Genomic DNA, 16601 nt, shown 5'->3' with positions numbered 1-16601 from the left:
GAGCGGACGATCGCCAAGCAGGCGGCGATCGTCTCGCTCCTGAATTACCGACTGTCCGACTGACCCACTGACCGACCGACGCGCGAGCGCATCATGCCTAAATTTGCTGCCAATCTAACCATGCTGTTCAACGAAGTGCCGTTCCTCGAGCGTTTCGAGGCCGCGGCACGCGCGGGTTTCTCCGCCGTCGAATTTCTGTTCCCCTACCCCTACTCGACGGCCGAACTGGCCGAACGGCTCGAGACGAACCGCTTGCACCTGGTGCTGCACAACCTGCCGGCCGGCAACTGGGAAGCCGGCGAGCGCGGCATCGCGTGCCTGCCCGAGCGCATTGCCGAATTCCGCGACGGCGTGGGCCGCGCGATCGAATACGCGAAGGCGCTGCGCGTGCCGCAACTCAATTGCCTCGTCGGCATCCCGAGCCGCGACGTCAGCGCCGAGCGCGCCCGCGCAACGATCGTCGAGAACCTGCGCTTCGCAGCGACCGCACTCGCAAAGGAACGCATCCGCCTGCTCGTGGAGCCGTGCAATTCGTACGACATCCCGGGCTTCGCGCTGAACCGATCGAGCGAGGCGCTGGACGTCATACGCGAGGCGGCCTCCGACAACCTCTATCTGCAGTACGACATCTACCACATGCAGCGCATGGAGGGCGAACTGGCGGCGACGCTGCAACGGCACCTTCCGCGCATCGCGCACATTCAGCTGGCCGACAACCCGGGCCGGCATGAACCGGGCACCGGAGAGATCAACTACGCGTTCCTCTTCGACTGGCTCGATCGGCTCGGCTATAGCGGCTATATCGGCTGCGAATACAAGCCGCGCACGACGACGCTCGAAGGCCTCACCTGGCTGCGCGAGATCGCCAACGTACGCGACGCGCGGTAGCGCGAGCCTGCGGGCACACCCCGAAACGACTCCCCGCTTTATCTGAATACGACGTATCGCTAAACGGAAGACATCGACATGGCAAAGATCGGTTTCATCGGCCTCGGCATCATGGGCGCGCATATGGCGCGCAATCTACTCAAAGGCGGTCATACGCTGTACGTGAACGGCGCCTATCCAGTGCCCGACGACTTGCGCGAGCGCGCGCATCTCGCGGCCGACTCGACGGCCGTCGCGCGCGAAGCCGACATCGTCATCTCGATGGTGCCAGACACGCCCGACGTCGCGAAGGTCCTGTTCGGAGACGACGGCGTGGCCAAGGGCCTCTCGCGCGGCAAGCTCGTGATCGATATGAGCTCCATCTCCCCGCTCGACACGCGCGAGTTCGCCGAACGCATCAACGCGCTCGGCTGCGACTACCTCGACGCGCCGGTGTCGGGCGGCGAGGTCGGCGCGCGCGAGGCAACGCTCTCGATCATGGTGGGTGGCCCCGAAGCAGCGTTCGAGCGCGCGAAGCCGCTGTTGGAACTCATGGGAAAGAACATCACGCTCGTCGGCGACAACGGCGCAGGCCAGACCTGCAAGGTCGCCAATCAGATCATCGTCGCGCTGAACATCGAAGCCGTGGCCGAGGCGCTCCTGTTCGCGGCGCGCTCGGGCGCGGACCCCGAGCGTGTGCGCCGCGCGCTGATGGGCGGCTTCGCCTCCTCGCGCATTCTCGAAGTTCATGGCGAGCGGATGACCAAGCGTGCGTTCAAGCCAGGGTTCCGGATCGACTTGCACCGCAAGGATCTGAATCTCGCGTTGGACGGCGCGCGCAAACTCGGCATCGCGTTGCCGCACACGGCCAGCGCCCAGCAGTTGTTCAGCGTCTGCGCGGCCCACGACGGCGGCAATTTGGATCATTCGGCGCTGTTGCTCGCGCTCGAAATCATGTCCGGGTTCGAGATCGCCGAAGCGCCGGCGCAAACGCAGAGCGCGGCACTGGCTCGCTGAGGCGACAGGCCAAGCAGGATTGGGCCGTTCGGGAAGCGAAGAACGGCCGGCACGTGGGGCGCTTCCCCTTTCGTGCGCGGTGAGGCCCTGTGAAGCGCATCGTCGATGCGCGGCGCAGGCCACAAGCCGAACCGCAAGCGTCAGGGGAAGCAAAAGCCGCTTTCGGGCTGAGAGCGGCAGTGGGGTCCGCAGCGGCACCCGGCGGCGCCGGGGAAGCCTTGGTCGGTCAGACGTCGTCGTCGGGTGTCCGTCTGTCGGATTGCCAACCATTCGATCTATCGCTATATCGCCATCGCTCGACCGGCGCGCGCTTTCAAGCCGGCGTTTCCCTCGCCGGCCCGCCCGGCGCGGCGCTTGCGCTATCTGCCGCGCCTTGCCCGAGCGGAATCAATACGTATCGAAGATCTGCTGCAGCGCGGCCGGCGCGCTTTCGCCCGCCGCCAGCGCGAGCATCAGCAACACCCGCGCTTTATAAGGGTTGAGCGTGCCGGCGCTCACGAATCCAAGCGCATCGTCCGGCGCCGCGCCGTTGCGCATGACGTGGCCCGAACCGACGCGCGATGCACGCACCACCGCGACGCCGCCTGCGCGCGCCTCGCCAAGCGCAGCTTGAATGGTAGCGTGGATCGAACCGTTGCCGGTCCCGGCGACGACGATGCCGCGCACGCCGGCCGCCACGAGCGCGTCGACGGCCGTGCGCGATGCGCCCGCGTAGCTCGCGACGACTTCGACAGCGGGCCATGACGCGCCGACGACGAATGGCGTCGCGCTCGTATGGGGCCGCAGCGCCGCGCGCTGAAACTCCACGCGGCCGTCTTGCACCCAGCCGAGCGCGCCGATTTCGGGTGAATGAAAGGCGTCGACGGCGTAGGTGCTCGTCTTGGCGACGTCGCGCGCGCAGTGAATACGATTATTGAAGGCGACGAGAACGCCCTGCCCCCGCGCAGCTCGCGAACCGGCGACGGTCACGGCGCCGAGCAAGTTCAGCGGGCCATCGGCGGAAAGGGCCGACGAGGGCCGCATCGCAGCCGTGAGCACGACCGGCTTGTCGGTTTTGACCGTCAAATGCAGCGCGTACGCCGTTTCTTCGAGCGTGTCGGTGCCGTGCGTGACGACGATGCCGTCGATGTCCTCGCGCGCGGCGAGTTCGGCAATGCGCCCACCGAGCGTGGTCCACAACGCGACGTCCAGGTCTTTGCTGTCGATGCTCGCGACCTGCTCGGCCTCGATGCGGGCCACCTGCGAAAGCGCCGGCACGGCGGCCAATAGCCGATCGACGCCGACGACGCCGGCTTGATAGCCCGAGGTCTGAGCGGCATCGGCGGCCGAGCCGGCGATCGTGCCGCCCGTCGCGAGTACGGCGATGCGCGGCAGCGCCGCGGGGGAAGCGGAGGTATGGGTGGTAATCATGGGCGCCATTCTAACCGCGCCGCTAGCGGGAATAAATGCGCTTCGAATGCGCTATGCGGCGACGGCGCGGCGCATCGAAGCGCCACCGCGCTGCCCGGCGCTCATGCCGCCTCGCGCAACTGCCCGGCGATGTCGTTCTCGGAAAGGTGCGGCGCGAACATTTCGATGAAGCGATAGGCGAAAGCGCGCATGAACGCCCCTTTACGCAAGCCCACCCGGGTCGTGCTGCCTTCGAACAAATGCTGCGAGTCGAGCGCGACGAGTTCCGTATCGCGCTTGGGATCGTGGGCCATCGCCGCGACGATCCCCACGCCCATTCCCAGCTCGACATAGGTCTTGATGACGTCGGCGTCGATCGCCGTCAGGACGACGTCGGGCAGGACGCCCGCCCTTGCGAAAGACTCGTCGATATGCGAGCGACCGGTGAAATCGCGATCGTAAGTGATGATGGGGTACTCGGCGACTTCCTCCAAGGAGACGTTGGCGCGCCCAACGAGCGGGTGCCGTTTCGGCACGACGACGACGTGATGCCACGAATAGCATGGAAACGTGGCGATGTCGGCGAAACGATCGAGCGCCTCGGTGGAAATGGCGATGTCCGCTTCCCCGTCGATGAGCATTTGCGCGATTTGCCGCGGGTTGCCCTGACGCAACGCGAGCTGCACCTTAGGAAAAACCTGCGTAAACTCGCGCACGACCTTGGGCAACGCATAGCGCGCTTGCGTGTGCGTCGTGGCGACAACCAGGTGCCCTGTGTCCTCGTCGGCGAATTGCCGAGCGACGCGGCGCATGTTCTCGGCATCGAGCAACATGCGCTCGATCAGCTGATGCACGGCTTTGCCGGGCTCGGTCAAGCCTGTGAGCCGCTTACCTCGGCGCACGAAGATATCGATGCCTAGCTCGTCCTCCAAATCCTTGATCTGCTTGGACACGCCCGATTGGGAGGTGAACAGGTTGTTGGCCACCTCGGTGAGGTTCAAGTTGCGGCGTACCGCTTCGCGCACGAAGCGTAGTTGCTGGAAGTTCATGCTGACCTCATCGACAAAGCGCGGATGTTGTAATCGATCGATGCGAACGGCCGGGTCGCGCTCCCGCACGTTCAGTGGCTACCTCGCTGCCACGCCAGGCGCCGGGCTCGGGCAAGTCCGGAGCGGCCAGTCTATGCACTCCCGCTTATTCCCAAAACAAATAAATCATCATTCCTTAATTCCTTTTTCTGCTAAGCGCCGCTGCGGGGTCGCAACATAGCACTTGTGTTCCTGCGAGTACTGTATAAAAATACAGAGACTGTCTATCCATACAGTGGCGCTATGACCAAACTCACCGCACGGCAACAGCAGGTTTACGATCTGATCCGGCAATCGATCGAACACAGCGGGTTTCCGCCCACGCGGGCGGAAATCGCGGCCGCGCTCGGGTTCTCTTCGGCGAATTCAGCCGAAGAGCATCTGAGGGCGCTCGCGCGCAAGGGCGTCATCGAATTGGCGGCCGGGGCGTCGCGCGGCATCCGGCTGCTGGCGTTCGAGGACATGCCGCATCAATTGTCGTTGCCGCATCCCGCGCTGATGCAGCTGTCGTTGCCGCTCGTCGGGCGTGTGGCGGCCGGCAGCCCCATCCTCGCGCAAGAACACATCGCGCAACACTACGCATGCGACCCGGCGCTGTTTTCGAGTAAGCCCGATTACCTGCTCAAGGTGCGCGGGCTATCGATGCGCGACGCCGGCATCTTCGATGGCGATTTGCTCGCCGTGCAAAAGCGCAGCGAAGCGAAGGACGGACAAATCATCGTCGCGCGGCTGGGCGACGATGTCACGGTCAAGCGGCTGAAACGGCGGTCCAACGGCATCGAACTGATCGCCGAGAACCCCGATTACGAAAATATCTTCGTCCAAGCCGGCAGCGCCGATTTCGCGCTCGAAGGCATCGCGGTGGGGCTCATTCGTCCCACCGAATTCTGACTCTGAACACGCTTAGGAGACGCCATGGATCGCCTTGCTCGCCTCATGCCTTTTCGCGCTTTCGGCCGCCTGCGTCACTTGCGCAGCCTGATTGCCTGCCCGCCGCTCGACACGGTTCGCGCAAGTGCCGCACGGGAACGCGAGGAGGATCCGTGCGCCCACATGCAACCTTCCGCGCTACCGGCTTTCGCGCGCGTGTCGCTCAGCAACGCATTGCATGCCGAGCCGGCGCGGCGGGCGCCCGTGCGCGTCTATCACGGCGCGTCGCGCGTCATTCTCGTCGGCACGATCGACGCCGTTTGCAACATGATCGATCGGTGCATTGCCGACGAACGCGCTGCGGCAACCACATAATGCAATCAATCGTGTGCTTCGCCACCCCCTTTAGGGATAGTTTCGGCTCGGTCGTTGTCTCTAAAGCTTGGACACCGACATAGACCGACTCCTTATGACACAAGAGAAGACACAAGCGAACCGCCCGACACCCCGAAAACCGGTTGCCGCCGTTGTAACAGGCGTTGCGATCGTCGTGCTCGTGCTCGTCGTCCTGATTTACGCATCACCTTATCTGGTGCTCGGCCGGGTGCGTGACGCGGTGCAGCAGCGCGATGCCCAAATGATCGATCGCTATGTCGATTACCCGGCGCTCCGGGCAAGTTTGAAGCAGCAAGTCACGCAAATGCTGAGTCGGCGAGTCCAAACGCAAAAACTGCAGCATCCGTTTGCGGCACTCGGCGCGCTCGTCGGCATGGCGCTCGTCGATCCGCTAGTGGACGCATATGCTACGCCGGACGGCGTAGCGGCCCTGCTCGCCGGCTTACCGCCGCGCGGCGAGCCGGGCGAGACGCCGCCGCCCGTCATCGATCAGCAATCCGAGGCGGCGTCGCAACAGCCGGAGGCGCCACCCTCGCCGGGGTCTTCCGCTACGCCGCAGGCGCCGCGCGCAAAAGGCAGCGCGGGTTATCGCGATATGAACACGTTCGCCGTCAGCTATGCGGGCGGCGGCGATCGCCCCGCATACAGCGTAATCTTTCATCGCCGCGGTTGGTTTTCTTGGCAGATCGACGCCGTCGAATTGCCCTCGTAGCCCACATGGCGTCGCCGCGGTCATGGCGACCTGGCGACATCGCCCTTGCGTGGCTACGCACGCACCGCCCTGCGCAGCGCATTTGGCTCACGATACCGCTCGATCCGAAGGGCTATGCGGCGCCCAACGTTGCGTTACGTGACGGCGCCGCTTGGCGAGACCGGCGCCGTCGAAGGCGCCTCCTGCTCATTGCGCGTGGACACGGCCACCAAGATGCTGCAGGAGACGCGGTCGAGCAAAGGCGTATTGCCCGAGCCCATCCACCATCGCGACAGCCCGCTACGTGAACGATGGCCCACGACGACGAGATCGACGGCGAGTTCCTCCGCGAGATTGGCAATTTCATCGATCGGATGACCGAACGCGAAGTGACCGTGCGCTTGCACGCCGCGCTCGGTTAGCCAGTCCACCCCTTCTTGCAGAATCTCGCGGGCAGCGTCCTCGAAACGCCCGCACGCGACATCCGTCAATAGCCCCGCGCTTTGCGCAATGCTCGTGCGCATATCGACGACGGACAGCAGGTGCGTCTCCGCCTTCAGGTCGAGCGCGAGATCCGCGCCGCAGCGCAGTGCTTTGCGTCCCTCGCGTGTGCCGTCGTAGCACAACAGCATTTTTTTATAACTTGCCATCGTTGGCCTCCCAATCCGCGCCGATCGCGGTTCGCCTTTTCATCATGGTGCGACGCACTGGGTCTTGCAAGGCTAGGAAAACGCCTACGCGCCGCATCTCTCGATATCGATTCGCAGCCGCCGCGCCCCGTTCTGACGCTGCACTGCACCACGAGCGTACTGCGCGCACATGCGAGGCGTCGGTGCTCGATCCAATAGATGCAATAGAATGAGTCGCCGTTCGCTTCGAACATGTGTCGCTACGCTCGTTTCTTTTCATGTCCAACAACACCATCGAATTGCGTGAAGTGCTCAAGCGTTACGGAGACAAAAACGTCGTCGACGGCTTGTCATTCCATGTCCGCGCAGGCGAGTGCTTCGGCTTGCTCGGCCCCAATGGCGCCGGTAAAACCACCACGATCAAGATGCTGCTCGGGCTGGCGGAACCCGACGCGGGAGTCGTCTCACTATGCGGCTGCCGCGTGCCCTCGGGCGCGCGCATTGCGCGCCAGCGCGTGGGCGTCGTACCGCAATTCGACAACCTCGACCCCGACTTCAGCGTCCGAGAGAACCTGCTCGTGTTCGGCCGTTATTTCGGCCTGTCTGCCAGCAAGACGCGCGCCATGGTGCCCGACCTGCTCGAATTCGCGCGTCTCGAGAACAAGGCGGACGCACGTGTCGGCGAGCTTTCGGGCGGAATGAAACGCCGGCTGACGCTCGCGCGCTCGTTGATCAACGATCCAGATGTGCTGATTCTCGACGAACCGACGACGGGTCTGGACCCGCAAGCGCGCCATCTGATCTGGGACCGGTTGCGCTCGTTGTTGGCCAGAGGCAAGACGATTTTGCTGACGACGCACTTCATGGAGGAAGCCGAACGCCTCTGCGATAGGCTGTGCATCATCGAAGAAGGCCGCAAGATCGCCGAAGGGGCGCCGAGCGAGCTCGTGGCAAACGAGATCGGATGCGATGTGATCGAGGTATACGGCACCGCGCCGGTCGCACTGCGCGACGAGCTGGCGCCGCTTGCGATGCGCACGGAGATCAGCGGCGACACGCTGTTTTGCTACGTGCGCGATCCGGAACCCATCCACGCGCGCCTGGCGGGTCGCGCGGGCCTGCGCTATTTGCACCGGCCAGCTAATCTCGAAGACGTCTTCCTGCGGCTGACCGGACGAGAAATGCAGGATTGAACCGCTTCTGCGGCAGCCGCCCTTGACGAATTCGGGAACGGCGCGCAAACCCAAACCAAGAGCGAAATCGAGGATAGCTGCGCTGCGCCGATGGCCGCGCCCTCACTCAGACTCGAAGGCAACGCAAGATGGATGCTCCCTCTTACGATACACAGATGCGCTCTCGCGATACCGCGTCGAGCCGCCGCGCCCGCCGCTGGACGCTCGCACTGCCAGCCAATGCAACGAACTGGGTTGCGGTTTGGCGACGCAACTACCTGGTGTGGCGCAAACTCGCGGCCGCGTCGATGCTCGGCAACCTGGCCGATCCGATGATTTACCTGTTCGGGCTCGGCTTCGGTCTGGGGCTGATGGTGGGCCATGTCGACGGTGTCTCCTACATCGCGTTCTTGGCGGCAGGCACCGTCGGCTCGAGCGTGATGATGTCCGCGTCGTTCGAGTCGATGTATTCGGCCTTCTCTCGCATGCACGTTCAGCGCACTTGGGAAGCGATCATGCATACGCCCTTGACGCTCGGCGACGTCGTCGTGGGCGAAATCGTTTGGGCAGCCAGCAAGGCGGTGTTGTCGGGGGCAGCGATCATGCTCGTCGCGGGGGTGCTCGGCTACGCGAGCTTCCCCTCGATGCTGCTGGCCCTGCCCGTCATTGCACTAGCCGGTCTCGCGTTTGCGAGCCTTGCTATGATCGTGACGGCGCTCGCACCCTCATACGACTTCTTCATGTTCTATCAGACGCTCGTGCTCACGCCGATGCTCTTGCTCTCGGGCGTGTTTTTCCCGCTGGGACAACTGCCCGCGGGCGTGCGCCACGCTGCGATGGCGTTGCCGCTCGCACATGCCGTCGAACTGATCCGCGCCGCCATGTTGGGGCGCCCGCTCGTCGATGTGGCATCGCATGTGGCCGTGCTGATCGCCTATGCGATCGCGCCATTCTTCGTCTGCGCCTGGTTGTTCAGACGCCGGCTCATGCGCTAAAAGCGCGGGCGCGCGGCAGCGCGTGCGCCCCCTATCGGCAACGGTGCGTTGCCCAACTCGGCATCGCGCCGCCTCGCCTCACTCCTCGTCGTCGCTCCAGGGAATCTCGACATCGCTCAGGAAGGCCACGGTGGCGAACGGCCGCGCCTCGTGGCGACCGATCTTGCCGTCGGCCCGCTGCCATTCGACGCGGAAAACCACCGAGGGCGTGTCCGCCAGGAGCCAAACCTTGCGGATCTCGTCCGGATCGGCTTCTTCGACCGGACCGTCGAGCGAAATCAATAGCGTTTGCGGCCAAATACCCGAGTCGGGATCATAGATGCGGTCGCCGTCGGGAATGGATGTGAACGCCTCCACGCCAATCGTCGCGCAGGCATCGACCACCATCTTGCCTAGCGCCTGCAGAACCGTGGTGGCGCGCACGGAATTCGCTTGGCGGATCGCGAGATCGCCGCGTGTCAGCGCCTGTTCGAGTTTCGGGTGGGTCTTCTGTTTGCCCATAATGAAGTCGTGATTTGCTCGATGCTTGGTTGTTCATCGCCGGCGCCCCGTCGGCGCGCCGCCCAATTGACGAATCGTACCACCTGCGCCGCGCCATTCCGCATGTCCTCGACGTTGCACACGGCAATAGCCCCAGCTTTAGAGGTGCGTCGAAATGGGCGATTCGGGCGGCGGCGTGCAATCGCGTCGCAAATAGCGAACCGCGGCCAGCCGGTTCCGGCCATTCGTCCATGCCTCCGAGGTGTAGACGCGGTCCTGCCCCAGCGAGGCCAGGATGTCTCGATAATGCGCAACGGTCGCGACGTGATGCGGCTTCGCGCCGGGCCGAAAATGGATCACGCCCGGCAACGGCCCCATATTGACGCCACCGGCATAGGAAGCGTCGTTGCGCTCGCTCCACTCGTCGTGCGCTCCGTGCTGAACCGGCGAATGCGGCAAGACGCCGAACTCTTTTTCGAGCATCGGCGTGCCGTACTCGAGCAAGCTTGCGGCATGCAACCCGGTCGCGGTGAGATCTGCGTTGAACAGCGGCACGAACGTATCGGCATCGACGCGTTCCGCTTGGCCGTCAGCCACGCGCCGGTAGACGCCGTGAATATCGATGTCGCCGTAGAAGAAGTTGCCTGCCGCGTCGCGCACGCCTTGCAGCGCGTGCGTCAGCGGCCGCAACCGCAGTCCCTCGGCCGCAAGCATGCGTAGCGAATGCGATGCATGGAGCGGGTCCGGGCGATCGATTGCAGCCAGGTCGCACTTGGCCTTGGCCAGTTCGTTATCGCGATAAATCACCAGTCCCGGGAAGCGGTTCTCTTTGCAGGTCTTTTGATACACACCGGCCGGTTTGGGCCGCAGGCCCGGGTGGCCGACGTTCGCCACGCGCGAGACATGTCCCGTTCGGACGAAGATTTCATATCGATGCCGGTCGGCAAGGGATTGAAATACGAAGGCTTCACGCCGGTGCAAGCCCAACGACTCGAATTGACCGTCTTCGCAAAGCGCCCCGTTGCGCGGATAGGGGCTCGCCAGCGTGTAATTGCCGCATTGTCCGAACACGCGGGCAAACGAGCGCAGCACCGAACGCACTAGAGATCGAGCGCCGCCCCTTCGGGCAGGCGCATGCCGCCGCGTTGCACCGAGGCGCCCGGGGAACGGACCGGCATGAGTATGGGCCATCGGCGGCTCCGGAGGATGTGCGTCGCGATCGATGCCGGCGCTACGCGATCCGTGGCGTGAGCTCAGCGCCGCGTGCGCCATTACTTTATCCCCAAGCTCCGGTGCGTAGCCGGGCTGCCCACCAAGGCAAAAAGCCCAGTCCGAAGAATTGAGCTTTTTCCGAAATTTGGCTTGGGGTGCCTGATGGGACTCGAACCCACGACGACAGGAATCACAATTCTCTTAAAGTAACATTTTCCGGCATTGACCGAAATTCGCGAAATCCGATGAATCCTTTGACGGTATTTGCGCATGTGGCACGACAAGCTCGAAGCATGGATTCTCAAGGAGGCTCGTATCGACTTCACGCCCGAGCAGAACCAACACTGACTGACCTTGCAACCCTGAAGAAGCGCCTGCTGGCAGACCCGGCTACCCAGACCGAGTACGAAGCGCAGGCGCCGGAATTTGCCGTCGCGCGCGAACTCATCGCCGCTCGCGTGCGTGCCGGACTGACTCAGGAACAGGTGGCCGAGAGAATGCAAACGACCCAGTCGACCATCGCGCGCATGGAGAGTGGCCGCACGATGCCGTCGTTGCGCACGCTGTCCCGCTATGCCGAAGCGACGGGAAGCCGCGCCGTGGTGCGCCTCGAGGCCGCAAAGTAGTTTGACCGTCGCCCGACGGTATCTGGCAGAAGCGGCGGGAACAGGTGCGCCGACACCTGCCCCACCTGACCGCGAACCAAGCTATTTGGGAGCTTGAATCATGGCTAATCCCACTTCCGGAGGGTTTCAGGGGGTTTTGGTGAGGTGAGGTGAGGCTACCTCGCGGACCTTTCCGCCGGTAGCACCGGATCGTGCCTTTGCAATCCCGATTGACGAAATCCGGTTACATGGTGGTTACACGGACGCCAGAATGCAAAAAGCCCAGTTCAATGAACCGGGCTAAGCGCTTAATTTTACTGGGGTGGCTGATGGGACTCGAACCCACGACGACAGGAATCACAATCCTGGACTCTACCAACTGAGCTACAGCCACCACTGTACGACACGTTCTTACGCCGGCGCAACCAACGAAGAAGCGAGATTATACGAACAGAAATGCTGCTTGCCTAGCCCCTCAGTCGATTATTTCCGACGGCTCGCGCAAGTAACGGCGCGCTTCATCGAAAATCGCCAGATCGCCGGCCGCAAGGCGCTTGTTGTCGGAAAGGACGCGCCGCCAGCCGCGCGCGCCCGCCGCACCGCGATAAAGCCCAAGCGCGTGACGCGTGATCGCCCCAAGGAACGTCCCCCGCGCCAACTCCCGCGCACAATACTCGATCAGCGCCGTTTCCACTTCTTCACGCGTTGGCGCCGCGGCGCCGCCATAGAACCGCGCGTCGACCTCGGCGAGCAGGAACGGGTTGTGATAGGCCTCGCGCCCAAGCATCACACCGTCCACGTGCTGCAGATGCAGCTCGACCTCCTCGAGCGTCTTGACGCCGCCGTTGATGACGATCTCGAGCGCGGGAAAATCGCGCTTGAGCCGATACGCATAGTCGTACTTCAGCGGCGGAATCTCGCGGTTCTCTTTCGGCGACAGCCCCTTCAAAATCGCATTGCGCGCGTGCACGATGAACACTTCGCAACCGGCCTGCGCAATGGTTCCGACGAAGTCGCGAACGAATGCGTAATCCTCGACGGCATCGACGCCGATCCGATGCTTGACCGTGACGGGAATGGAGACGGCGTCGCGCATGGCGCGCACGCAATCGGCGACGAGCTGCGGCTCGTTCATCAAACACGCGCCGAACGCCCCGCGCTGCACCCGCTCCGATGGGCACCCGCAGTTCAAGTTGATTTCGTCATAGCCCCACGCTTGGCCCAACTTGGCCGCGCGCGCGAGATCCTCGGGCTCGCTGCCGCCCAGTTGCAACGCGACGGGCGCTTCCTCGGCCGTGAAAGCGAGGTGGCGCCCGACATCGCCGAACAACAGCGCCCCCGTCGTCACCATCTCGGTGTAAAGCCAGGTTTGGCGCGAGATGAGCCGGTGAAAGTAACGACAGTGACGATCGGTCCAGTCCATCATAGGGGCCACGGATACGCGGCGCGGACTGGGGCAAAGGGGAAGCGACATAGCGGAAATGAAAGACGGCTCGGACGGCATCGACGGCTCAAACGGCAAGTTCGCAATTTTACCGCATTGGGCCGCCTTCCGAGCCGCCCGGCTCGTGCATGCCGAACCGGCTCGCCGATATCCGCCCACGCCGACGCAAGCGTCCCGGCTAGAATGGAGGCCCCGCGAAAACGCGCGGCGCGCGACAGCACTGCCGCGCCTGCCCACGGATAAGGAGCTTGAGTCGATGAACGACGGATTGTCCCGTCAGTGCCTCACCGGGCGCGTCCTCCTAGTATTGTTGCTGTCCTCGCTCGCCGGCTGCGGCACCTGGTTCGCGCCGCCGCCGGCCGCGCAGACCGAGCAGCCCGTCCCCGAGCCTGCGCCGGTCGAGGAAGTACCGCCCGCTCCGGCATCCGAAGCCCAGGCTTCGGCTCCCCTCGCCGCCGCGCCGCCGCACGAAACGACGGAACCCAAGCACCCCGCGCCCAAGCACGTTTATCGGCCGCCGCACAAGCCTCGCCCCGCACCGCCGCCCCCGCAAACGCCACCGCCCGTGCAGCCGCCGCTGATCACGACGCGCACCCTCGCACTCGCCGATACGCACAGCTTGCTCGACGCACGCGTGCAGCGCCCCGATGGCAAAGTCATCGGCCACGCTATCGACATGTTCGTCGATGCCTCCGGCAAGCCCAGGGAAATGCTCGTCAATTTGGCAGGGTTCCTCGGTATCGGCGATCGCAAGATGCGCTTCCCGTGGACCGACTTCAAATTCGACGCCGCACAGAAAAAGGCGCCGATCACGCTCTCGATCCCGCGCGGCGAACCGCCCGCGGCCGCGTCGTCCAAGCCCAAAGACAAAGCGAGCGGCAAAGCCGCCGCAGCGGGCGCGAACGATGCGCACTTGCTTGGCGTGATCGATGCGACAGCCGAGCGCGGCAACGGCGCGCGCGTCGGCCGGGTCATCGACGTGCTGATCGACAACCATGGCGAGCCACAAGCGGCCGTGGTCGACGTCGGCAGCCTGCTCCATGAGCGCCGCAGCATTGCCGCGGACTGGGCGGCCCTGCGCGTCGTCGCCAAGGGCGGCGAGCTTTCGCTGCGAACGGAGCTGTCCGATGCCCAGGTCAATGCGGCGCCGCCTTATCTGCCGAATCAACCGGCGCGGGCCGTCGCACCTGCTCCGGCCGCTGCGGCCGCTTCCGCCGCTCACCCCACTCGATGACGAACGCGCAGATGGCAATTTCTCGAAGTCTTCGCGCGCTCGACTGGTTGAACTTCTTTCTCGCCAATGTGCAGACAGGGTTCGGGCCATTCATCGCGTCGTATCTGACGGCCAACAAGTGGACTCAGGGCGAAATCGGCGTCGCCTTGAGCGTAGGCACCGCCACGGCCATGCTGAGCCAGGTGCCGGCCGGGGCGCTCATCGATGCGCTGCGCAACAAGAAAGCGGCGGGCGCGGCCGCGATCATTGCGATCGCCGCCTGCGCGCTGCTGCTCGCCGCCAGCCCCACGCTACTGCCCGTGCTCGCCGCCGAGCTCTTTCATGGCTTCGCGAGTTGCATGCTCACACCGGCCATCGCGGCCATCTCGTTCGCGCTCGTCGGTCACCGGGCGCTGGGCGATCGGCTCGGCCGCAATGCACGCTTTGCCTCGATCGGTAGCGCCTTCGCGGCAGCGGCGATGGGCGCGTTCGGGGAATACTCGTCCGCGCGCGCCGTGTTCTGGCTGACAGCGGCGCTCACGGTGCCGGCCGTCATCGCGCTGTCGATGATCGAAGATACCGGCCGCGCCACGATACCCGCCGCACGCGAACGCGCCGCGGCGCCGCCCCCGCTTGCGCAGCCGGAGCATCGAGAAAGCATCGCCTCGTTGCTGCGCGATCGGCGCGTACTCGTATTCGCCGCTTGCATCGCACTCTTTCACCTGTCGAATGCGGCGATGCTCAATCTGGCCGCCGGCGAGGTCACGGCGCACATGAGCGATAACGTTCAACTCGTGATCGCAGCCTGCATCATCGTGCCGCAAATGGTGGTAGCCGCGCTGTCGCCGTGGGTCGGGCGTTCGGCCGAGCGCTGGGGACGGCGCCCGCTTCTCATCATGGGTTTTGCCGCATTGCCGATCCGAGCCCTGTTGTTCGCGAGCATTTCGAGCCCCTACCTGCTCGCGCCGGTGCAATTGTTCGATGGCATCAGCGCGGCGGTGTTCGGCGTCATGCTGCCGCTGATTGCGGCCGACGTCGCCGGCGGCAAGGGCCACTACAACCTGTGCATCGGCCTGTTCGGGCTCACAGCCGGCATCGGCGCGACGCTGAGCACGCTCGCGGCCGGCTTCATAGCCGACCGTTTCGGCAATACGGTCAGTTTCATGGGCCTCGCCGTCGCCGGCGCACTGGCGGTGGTACTCGTTTGGACGGCTTTGCCGGAGACGCGCGACACGATCGATGACGAAGCGGCAGAGCCGGCGCACAAACCCTCGACGACCTGATGCCTCATTCGCCGCGCCTCGCGAGGCGCCTCGAACAAGCGGGCAACCCGATGCGGGGGAATTGAGGACGAACCGAGCCCCCCCCCGGAGGCAACATTGGCCGCCGTCGCTCTTTACCGCTGACGCGGCCATGCGCAGGCCAACTCCGCCTCCACGGCCGCGCGTGCGGCCTCGAGCGCATGCTGTGCCGCGCGTCGCTCGGTCGGCCAGGTATCGTCGACGGACACCAGGCGCCAGTCCAATGCCACCTCTTCATCTCGCAAGACACGATAATGCGATTTGAGGCCGGTCATATCCTGCTCGATGGCGACTTCCAGCGTAAACGAGCGGTAGCGCTCGACGTAGTCGCCCATGTCGATCCCATTCGATTCCATGGTGCCCTCCGTATCACGGACGCGCATGGCGAAGCGCAGCTTCGCTAATCGCAATCCCCGGACAAATACTTTCGGCCGTCGCAGGTGATCTCGATGGCGCCGTTGCCGTTTTCGTCGGCAAGCCCCGCGCCCAGCAACTCGGCGGCAATGGATGTCGAGACGAGCGGCGGCGTCTGCCCAATGCCGACTTCGTTCAAACGCCGCAGCGCTTCGATGGCTTCCGGACTCAAGGATTTGGACATGGCCCGCTCCTTTTCGCTGGCTATCGCAATTCAGAGTAGCACTTTCCCAGCAGTTCGCTGCACCTGCGCCTCACGCCAACAGAGTCGCCGGCGGGTCCGCCTATAATGTCGCTCGTTCCGATTTCGCGAGCGCGCCCGCTCGCGCGAGCCGCGCCCCGTTGCGCGGTCCGCCGCCGAGCCCTCGCCCCGCACCCCATGCAAAAGATCATTCTGCCGTTCGTTTCGGGATTTCTCGCCGCACTCTTCTTTCACGAAGCGACGCTCGCCTTGCTGCACGCCGCGGGCTTGATCGATGCGACTGGCTTTTCAACTGAGCCATTCGTGCCGCTCGGCATGCCCGAATTCATCGCGAATGCCATTTGGAGCGCAGCTTGTGCGGTGCTGATGGCGTGGCTGCTGCGCGTCGGGCCCGAACGCGCCGCTCCGTGGGTGCAAGCGTTCGTCTTCGGCGGCATCGTGTTGACGGCGGCGCGCGTGTTCATGGTCGACCCGGCGCGCGGCATCTGGCCGAGCGGCAACATGTTGCCGCGCCTGGCCGTGGGCTTTACAGCGAATGCGGTGTGGGGCTGGGGCGCGCTCGTGTTCATGCGCGCCTTCATGAACCCGGCGCTGGACGAAGGCTAACGCCGAGCGA

The 16601-nt window shown here is 64.5% G+C and carries 19 protein-coding genes and 1 tRNA gene; 11 read left to right on the top strand and 9 right to left on the bottom strand.

Annotated features, from left to right (window positions below):
- The first annotated feature begins 93 nt into the window (after positions 1-93).
- Complete coding sequence (gene hyi / locus MMB74_RS02255) at positions 94-888, top strand: hydroxypyruvate isomerase (RefSeq protein WP_277426958.1); 795 nt, start codon at positions 94-96, stop codon at positions 886-888.
- 78 nt (positions 889-966) lie between these two features.
- Positions 967-1884, top strand: coding sequence for a 2-hydroxy-3-oxopropionate reductase (locus MMB74_RS02250; RefSeq protein ID WP_277426957.1), 918 nt, complete (start codon positions 967-969; stop codon positions 1882-1884).
- A gap of 387 nt (positions 1885-2271) precedes the next feature.
- Here MMB74_RS02250 and MMB74_RS02245 read toward each other — a convergent pair whose 3' ends face one another.
- Both MMB74_RS02245 and MMB74_RS02240 read right to left on the bottom strand, forming a co-directional pair.
- Entirely contained in the window at positions 2272-3303 is a 1032-nt protein-coding gene (locus MMB74_RS02245; protein WP_277426956.1) for an asparaginase, read from the bottom strand.
- Between the two features lie 92 nt (positions 3304-3395).
- A complete protein-coding gene (locus tag MMB74_RS02240) occupies positions 3396-4322 on the bottom strand; it encodes a CysB family HTH-type transcriptional regulator (RefSeq protein WP_277426955.1) in 927 nt (308 codons plus the stop codon).
- Between the two features lie 282 nt (positions 4323-4604).
- Between MMB74_RS02240 and lexA the strand changes: the two genes are divergently transcribed.
- The 3 genes from lexA to MMB74_RS02225 all read left to right on the top strand — a co-directional run bounded on the left by lexA (position 4605) and on the right by MMB74_RS02225 (position 6339).
- Positions 4605-5252 carry a transcriptional repressor LexA gene (lexA, locus tag MMB74_RS02235; RefSeq protein WP_277426954.1) on the top strand — a complete coding sequence of 216 codons (648 nt, stop codon included), beginning with the start codon at positions 4605-4607 and terminating at the stop codon, positions 5250-5252.
- Between the two features lie 24 nt (positions 5253-5276).
- Positions 5277-5606 carry a hypothetical protein gene (locus tag MMB74_RS02230; RefSeq protein WP_277426953.1) on the top strand — a complete coding sequence of 110 codons (330 nt, stop codon included), beginning with the start codon at positions 5277-5279 and terminating at the stop codon, positions 5604-5606.
- A 94-nt stretch (positions 5607-5700) separates the two neighbouring features.
- On the top strand, positions 5701-6339 hold the full coding sequence (locus tag MMB74_RS02225) for a DUF2939 domain-containing protein (RefSeq protein WP_277426952.1): 639 nt from the start codon (positions 5701-5703) through the stop codon (positions 6337-6339).
- A gap of 134 nt (positions 6340-6473) precedes the next feature.
- Here the strand turns inward: MMB74_RS02225 and MMB74_RS02220 are convergent, their stop codons facing one another.
- Positions 6474-6968 carry a universal stress protein gene (locus tag MMB74_RS02220; RefSeq protein WP_277426951.1) on the bottom strand — a complete coding sequence of 165 codons (495 nt, stop codon included), beginning with the start codon at positions 6966-6968 and terminating at the stop codon, positions 6474-6476.
- 257 nt (positions 6969-7225) lie between these two features.
- Here MMB74_RS02220 and nodI point away from each other — a divergent pair, with 257 nt between their 5' ends.
- The gene (gene nodI, locus MMB74_RS02215) at positions 7226-8140 is read left to right on the top strand and encodes a nodulation factor ABC transporter ATP-binding protein NodI (protein WP_277426950.1); all 915 of its coding nucleotides are present in this window, start codon (positions 7226-7228) and stop codon (positions 8138-8140) included.
- 155 nt (positions 8141-8295) lie between these two features.
- Positions 8296-9114 carry an ABC transporter permease gene (locus MMB74_RS02210; RefSeq protein WP_277427123.1) on the top strand — a complete coding sequence of 273 codons (819 nt, stop codon included), beginning with the start codon at positions 8296-8298 and terminating at the stop codon, positions 9112-9114.
- A 78-nt stretch (positions 9115-9192) separates the two neighbouring features.
- On the opposite strand, the gene MMB74_RS02205 is transcribed toward MMB74_RS02210, so the two are convergent.
- Together MMB74_RS02205 and MMB74_RS02200 are read right to left on the bottom strand one after the other, a co-directional pair.
- The gene (locus MMB74_RS02205; RefSeq protein ID WP_277426949.1) at positions 9193-9615 is read right to left on the bottom strand and encodes a hypothetical protein; all 423 of its coding nucleotides are present in this window, start codon (positions 9613-9615) and stop codon (positions 9193-9195) included.
- A gap of 138 nt (positions 9616-9753) precedes the next feature.
- Positions 9754-10785, bottom strand: a complete 1032-nt coding sequence (locus tag MMB74_RS02200; RefSeq protein ID WP_277426948.1) for a hypothetical protein — start codon at positions 10783-10785, stop codon at positions 9754-9756.
- Positions 10786-11051: 266 nt separating this feature from the next.
- On the opposite strand from MMB74_RS02200, the gene MMB74_RS02195 reads away from it, so the two are divergent.
- Positions 11052-11432: a helix-turn-helix transcriptional regulator gene (locus MMB74_RS02195; RefSeq protein WP_277426947.1), complete on the top strand. Its 381-nt coding sequence runs from the start codon at positions 11052-11054 to the stop codon at positions 11430-11432.
- A gap of 297 nt (positions 11433-11729) precedes the next feature.
- Here MMB74_RS02195 and MMB74_RS02190 read toward each other — a convergent pair.
- Positions 11730-11805 (bottom strand) — tRNA-His (locus MMB74_RS02190).
- An 81-nt stretch (positions 11806-11886) separates the two neighbouring features.
- Positions 11887-12885: a tRNA dihydrouridine(20/20a) synthase DusA gene (dusA, locus tag MMB74_RS02185; RefSeq protein ID WP_277426946.1), complete on the bottom strand. Its 999-nt coding sequence runs from the start codon at positions 12883-12885 to the stop codon at positions 11887-11889.
- A 226-nt stretch (positions 12886-13111) separates the two neighbouring features.
- Here dusA and MMB74_RS02180 point away from each other — a divergent pair, with 226 nt between their 5' ends.
- The gene (locus MMB74_RS02180) at positions 13112-14089 is read left to right on the top strand and encodes a PRC-barrel domain-containing protein (protein ID WP_277426945.1); all 978 of its coding nucleotides are present in this window, start codon (positions 13112-13114) and stop codon (positions 14087-14089) included.
- A gap of 11 nt (positions 14090-14100) precedes the next feature.
- Positions 14101-15351, top strand: a complete 1251-nt coding sequence (locus MMB74_RS02175) for an MFS transporter (RefSeq protein ID WP_277426944.1) — start codon at positions 14101-14103, stop codon at positions 15349-15351.
- 113 nt (positions 15352-15464) lie between these two features.
- Here the strand turns inward: MMB74_RS02175 and MMB74_RS02170 are convergent, their stop codons facing one another.
- Together MMB74_RS02170 and MMB74_RS02165 are read right to left on the bottom strand one after the other, a co-directional pair.
- Positions 15465-15725, bottom strand: a complete 261-nt coding sequence (locus MMB74_RS02170) for a hypothetical protein (protein ID WP_277426943.1) — start codon at positions 15723-15725, stop codon at positions 15465-15467.
- Positions 15726-15769: 44 nt separating this feature from the next.
- Positions 15770-15967 (bottom strand): hypothetical protein, encoded by a 198-nt coding sequence (locus MMB74_RS02165; RefSeq protein WP_277426942.1) that lies wholly within the window; start codon positions 15965-15967, stop codon positions 15770-15772.
- Between the two features lie 195 nt (positions 15968-16162).
- Here MMB74_RS02165 and MMB74_RS02160 point away from each other — a divergent pair, with 195 nt between their 5' ends.
- On the top strand, positions 16163-16591 hold the full coding sequence (locus MMB74_RS02160; RefSeq protein WP_277426941.1) for a hypothetical protein: 429 nt from the start codon (positions 16163-16165) through the stop codon (positions 16589-16591).
- The last annotated feature ends 10 nt before the right edge of the window (positions 16592-16601 follow it).

It is taken from the genome of Trinickia sp. Y13 (genome assembly GCF_029522115.1).
GTDB lineage: Bacteria > Pseudomonadota > Gammaproteobacteria > Burkholderiales > Burkholderiaceae > Trinickia.
Note: the sequence above shows the minus strand (reverse complement) of the source record. Positions and strands in the feature narration are given on the sequence as shown.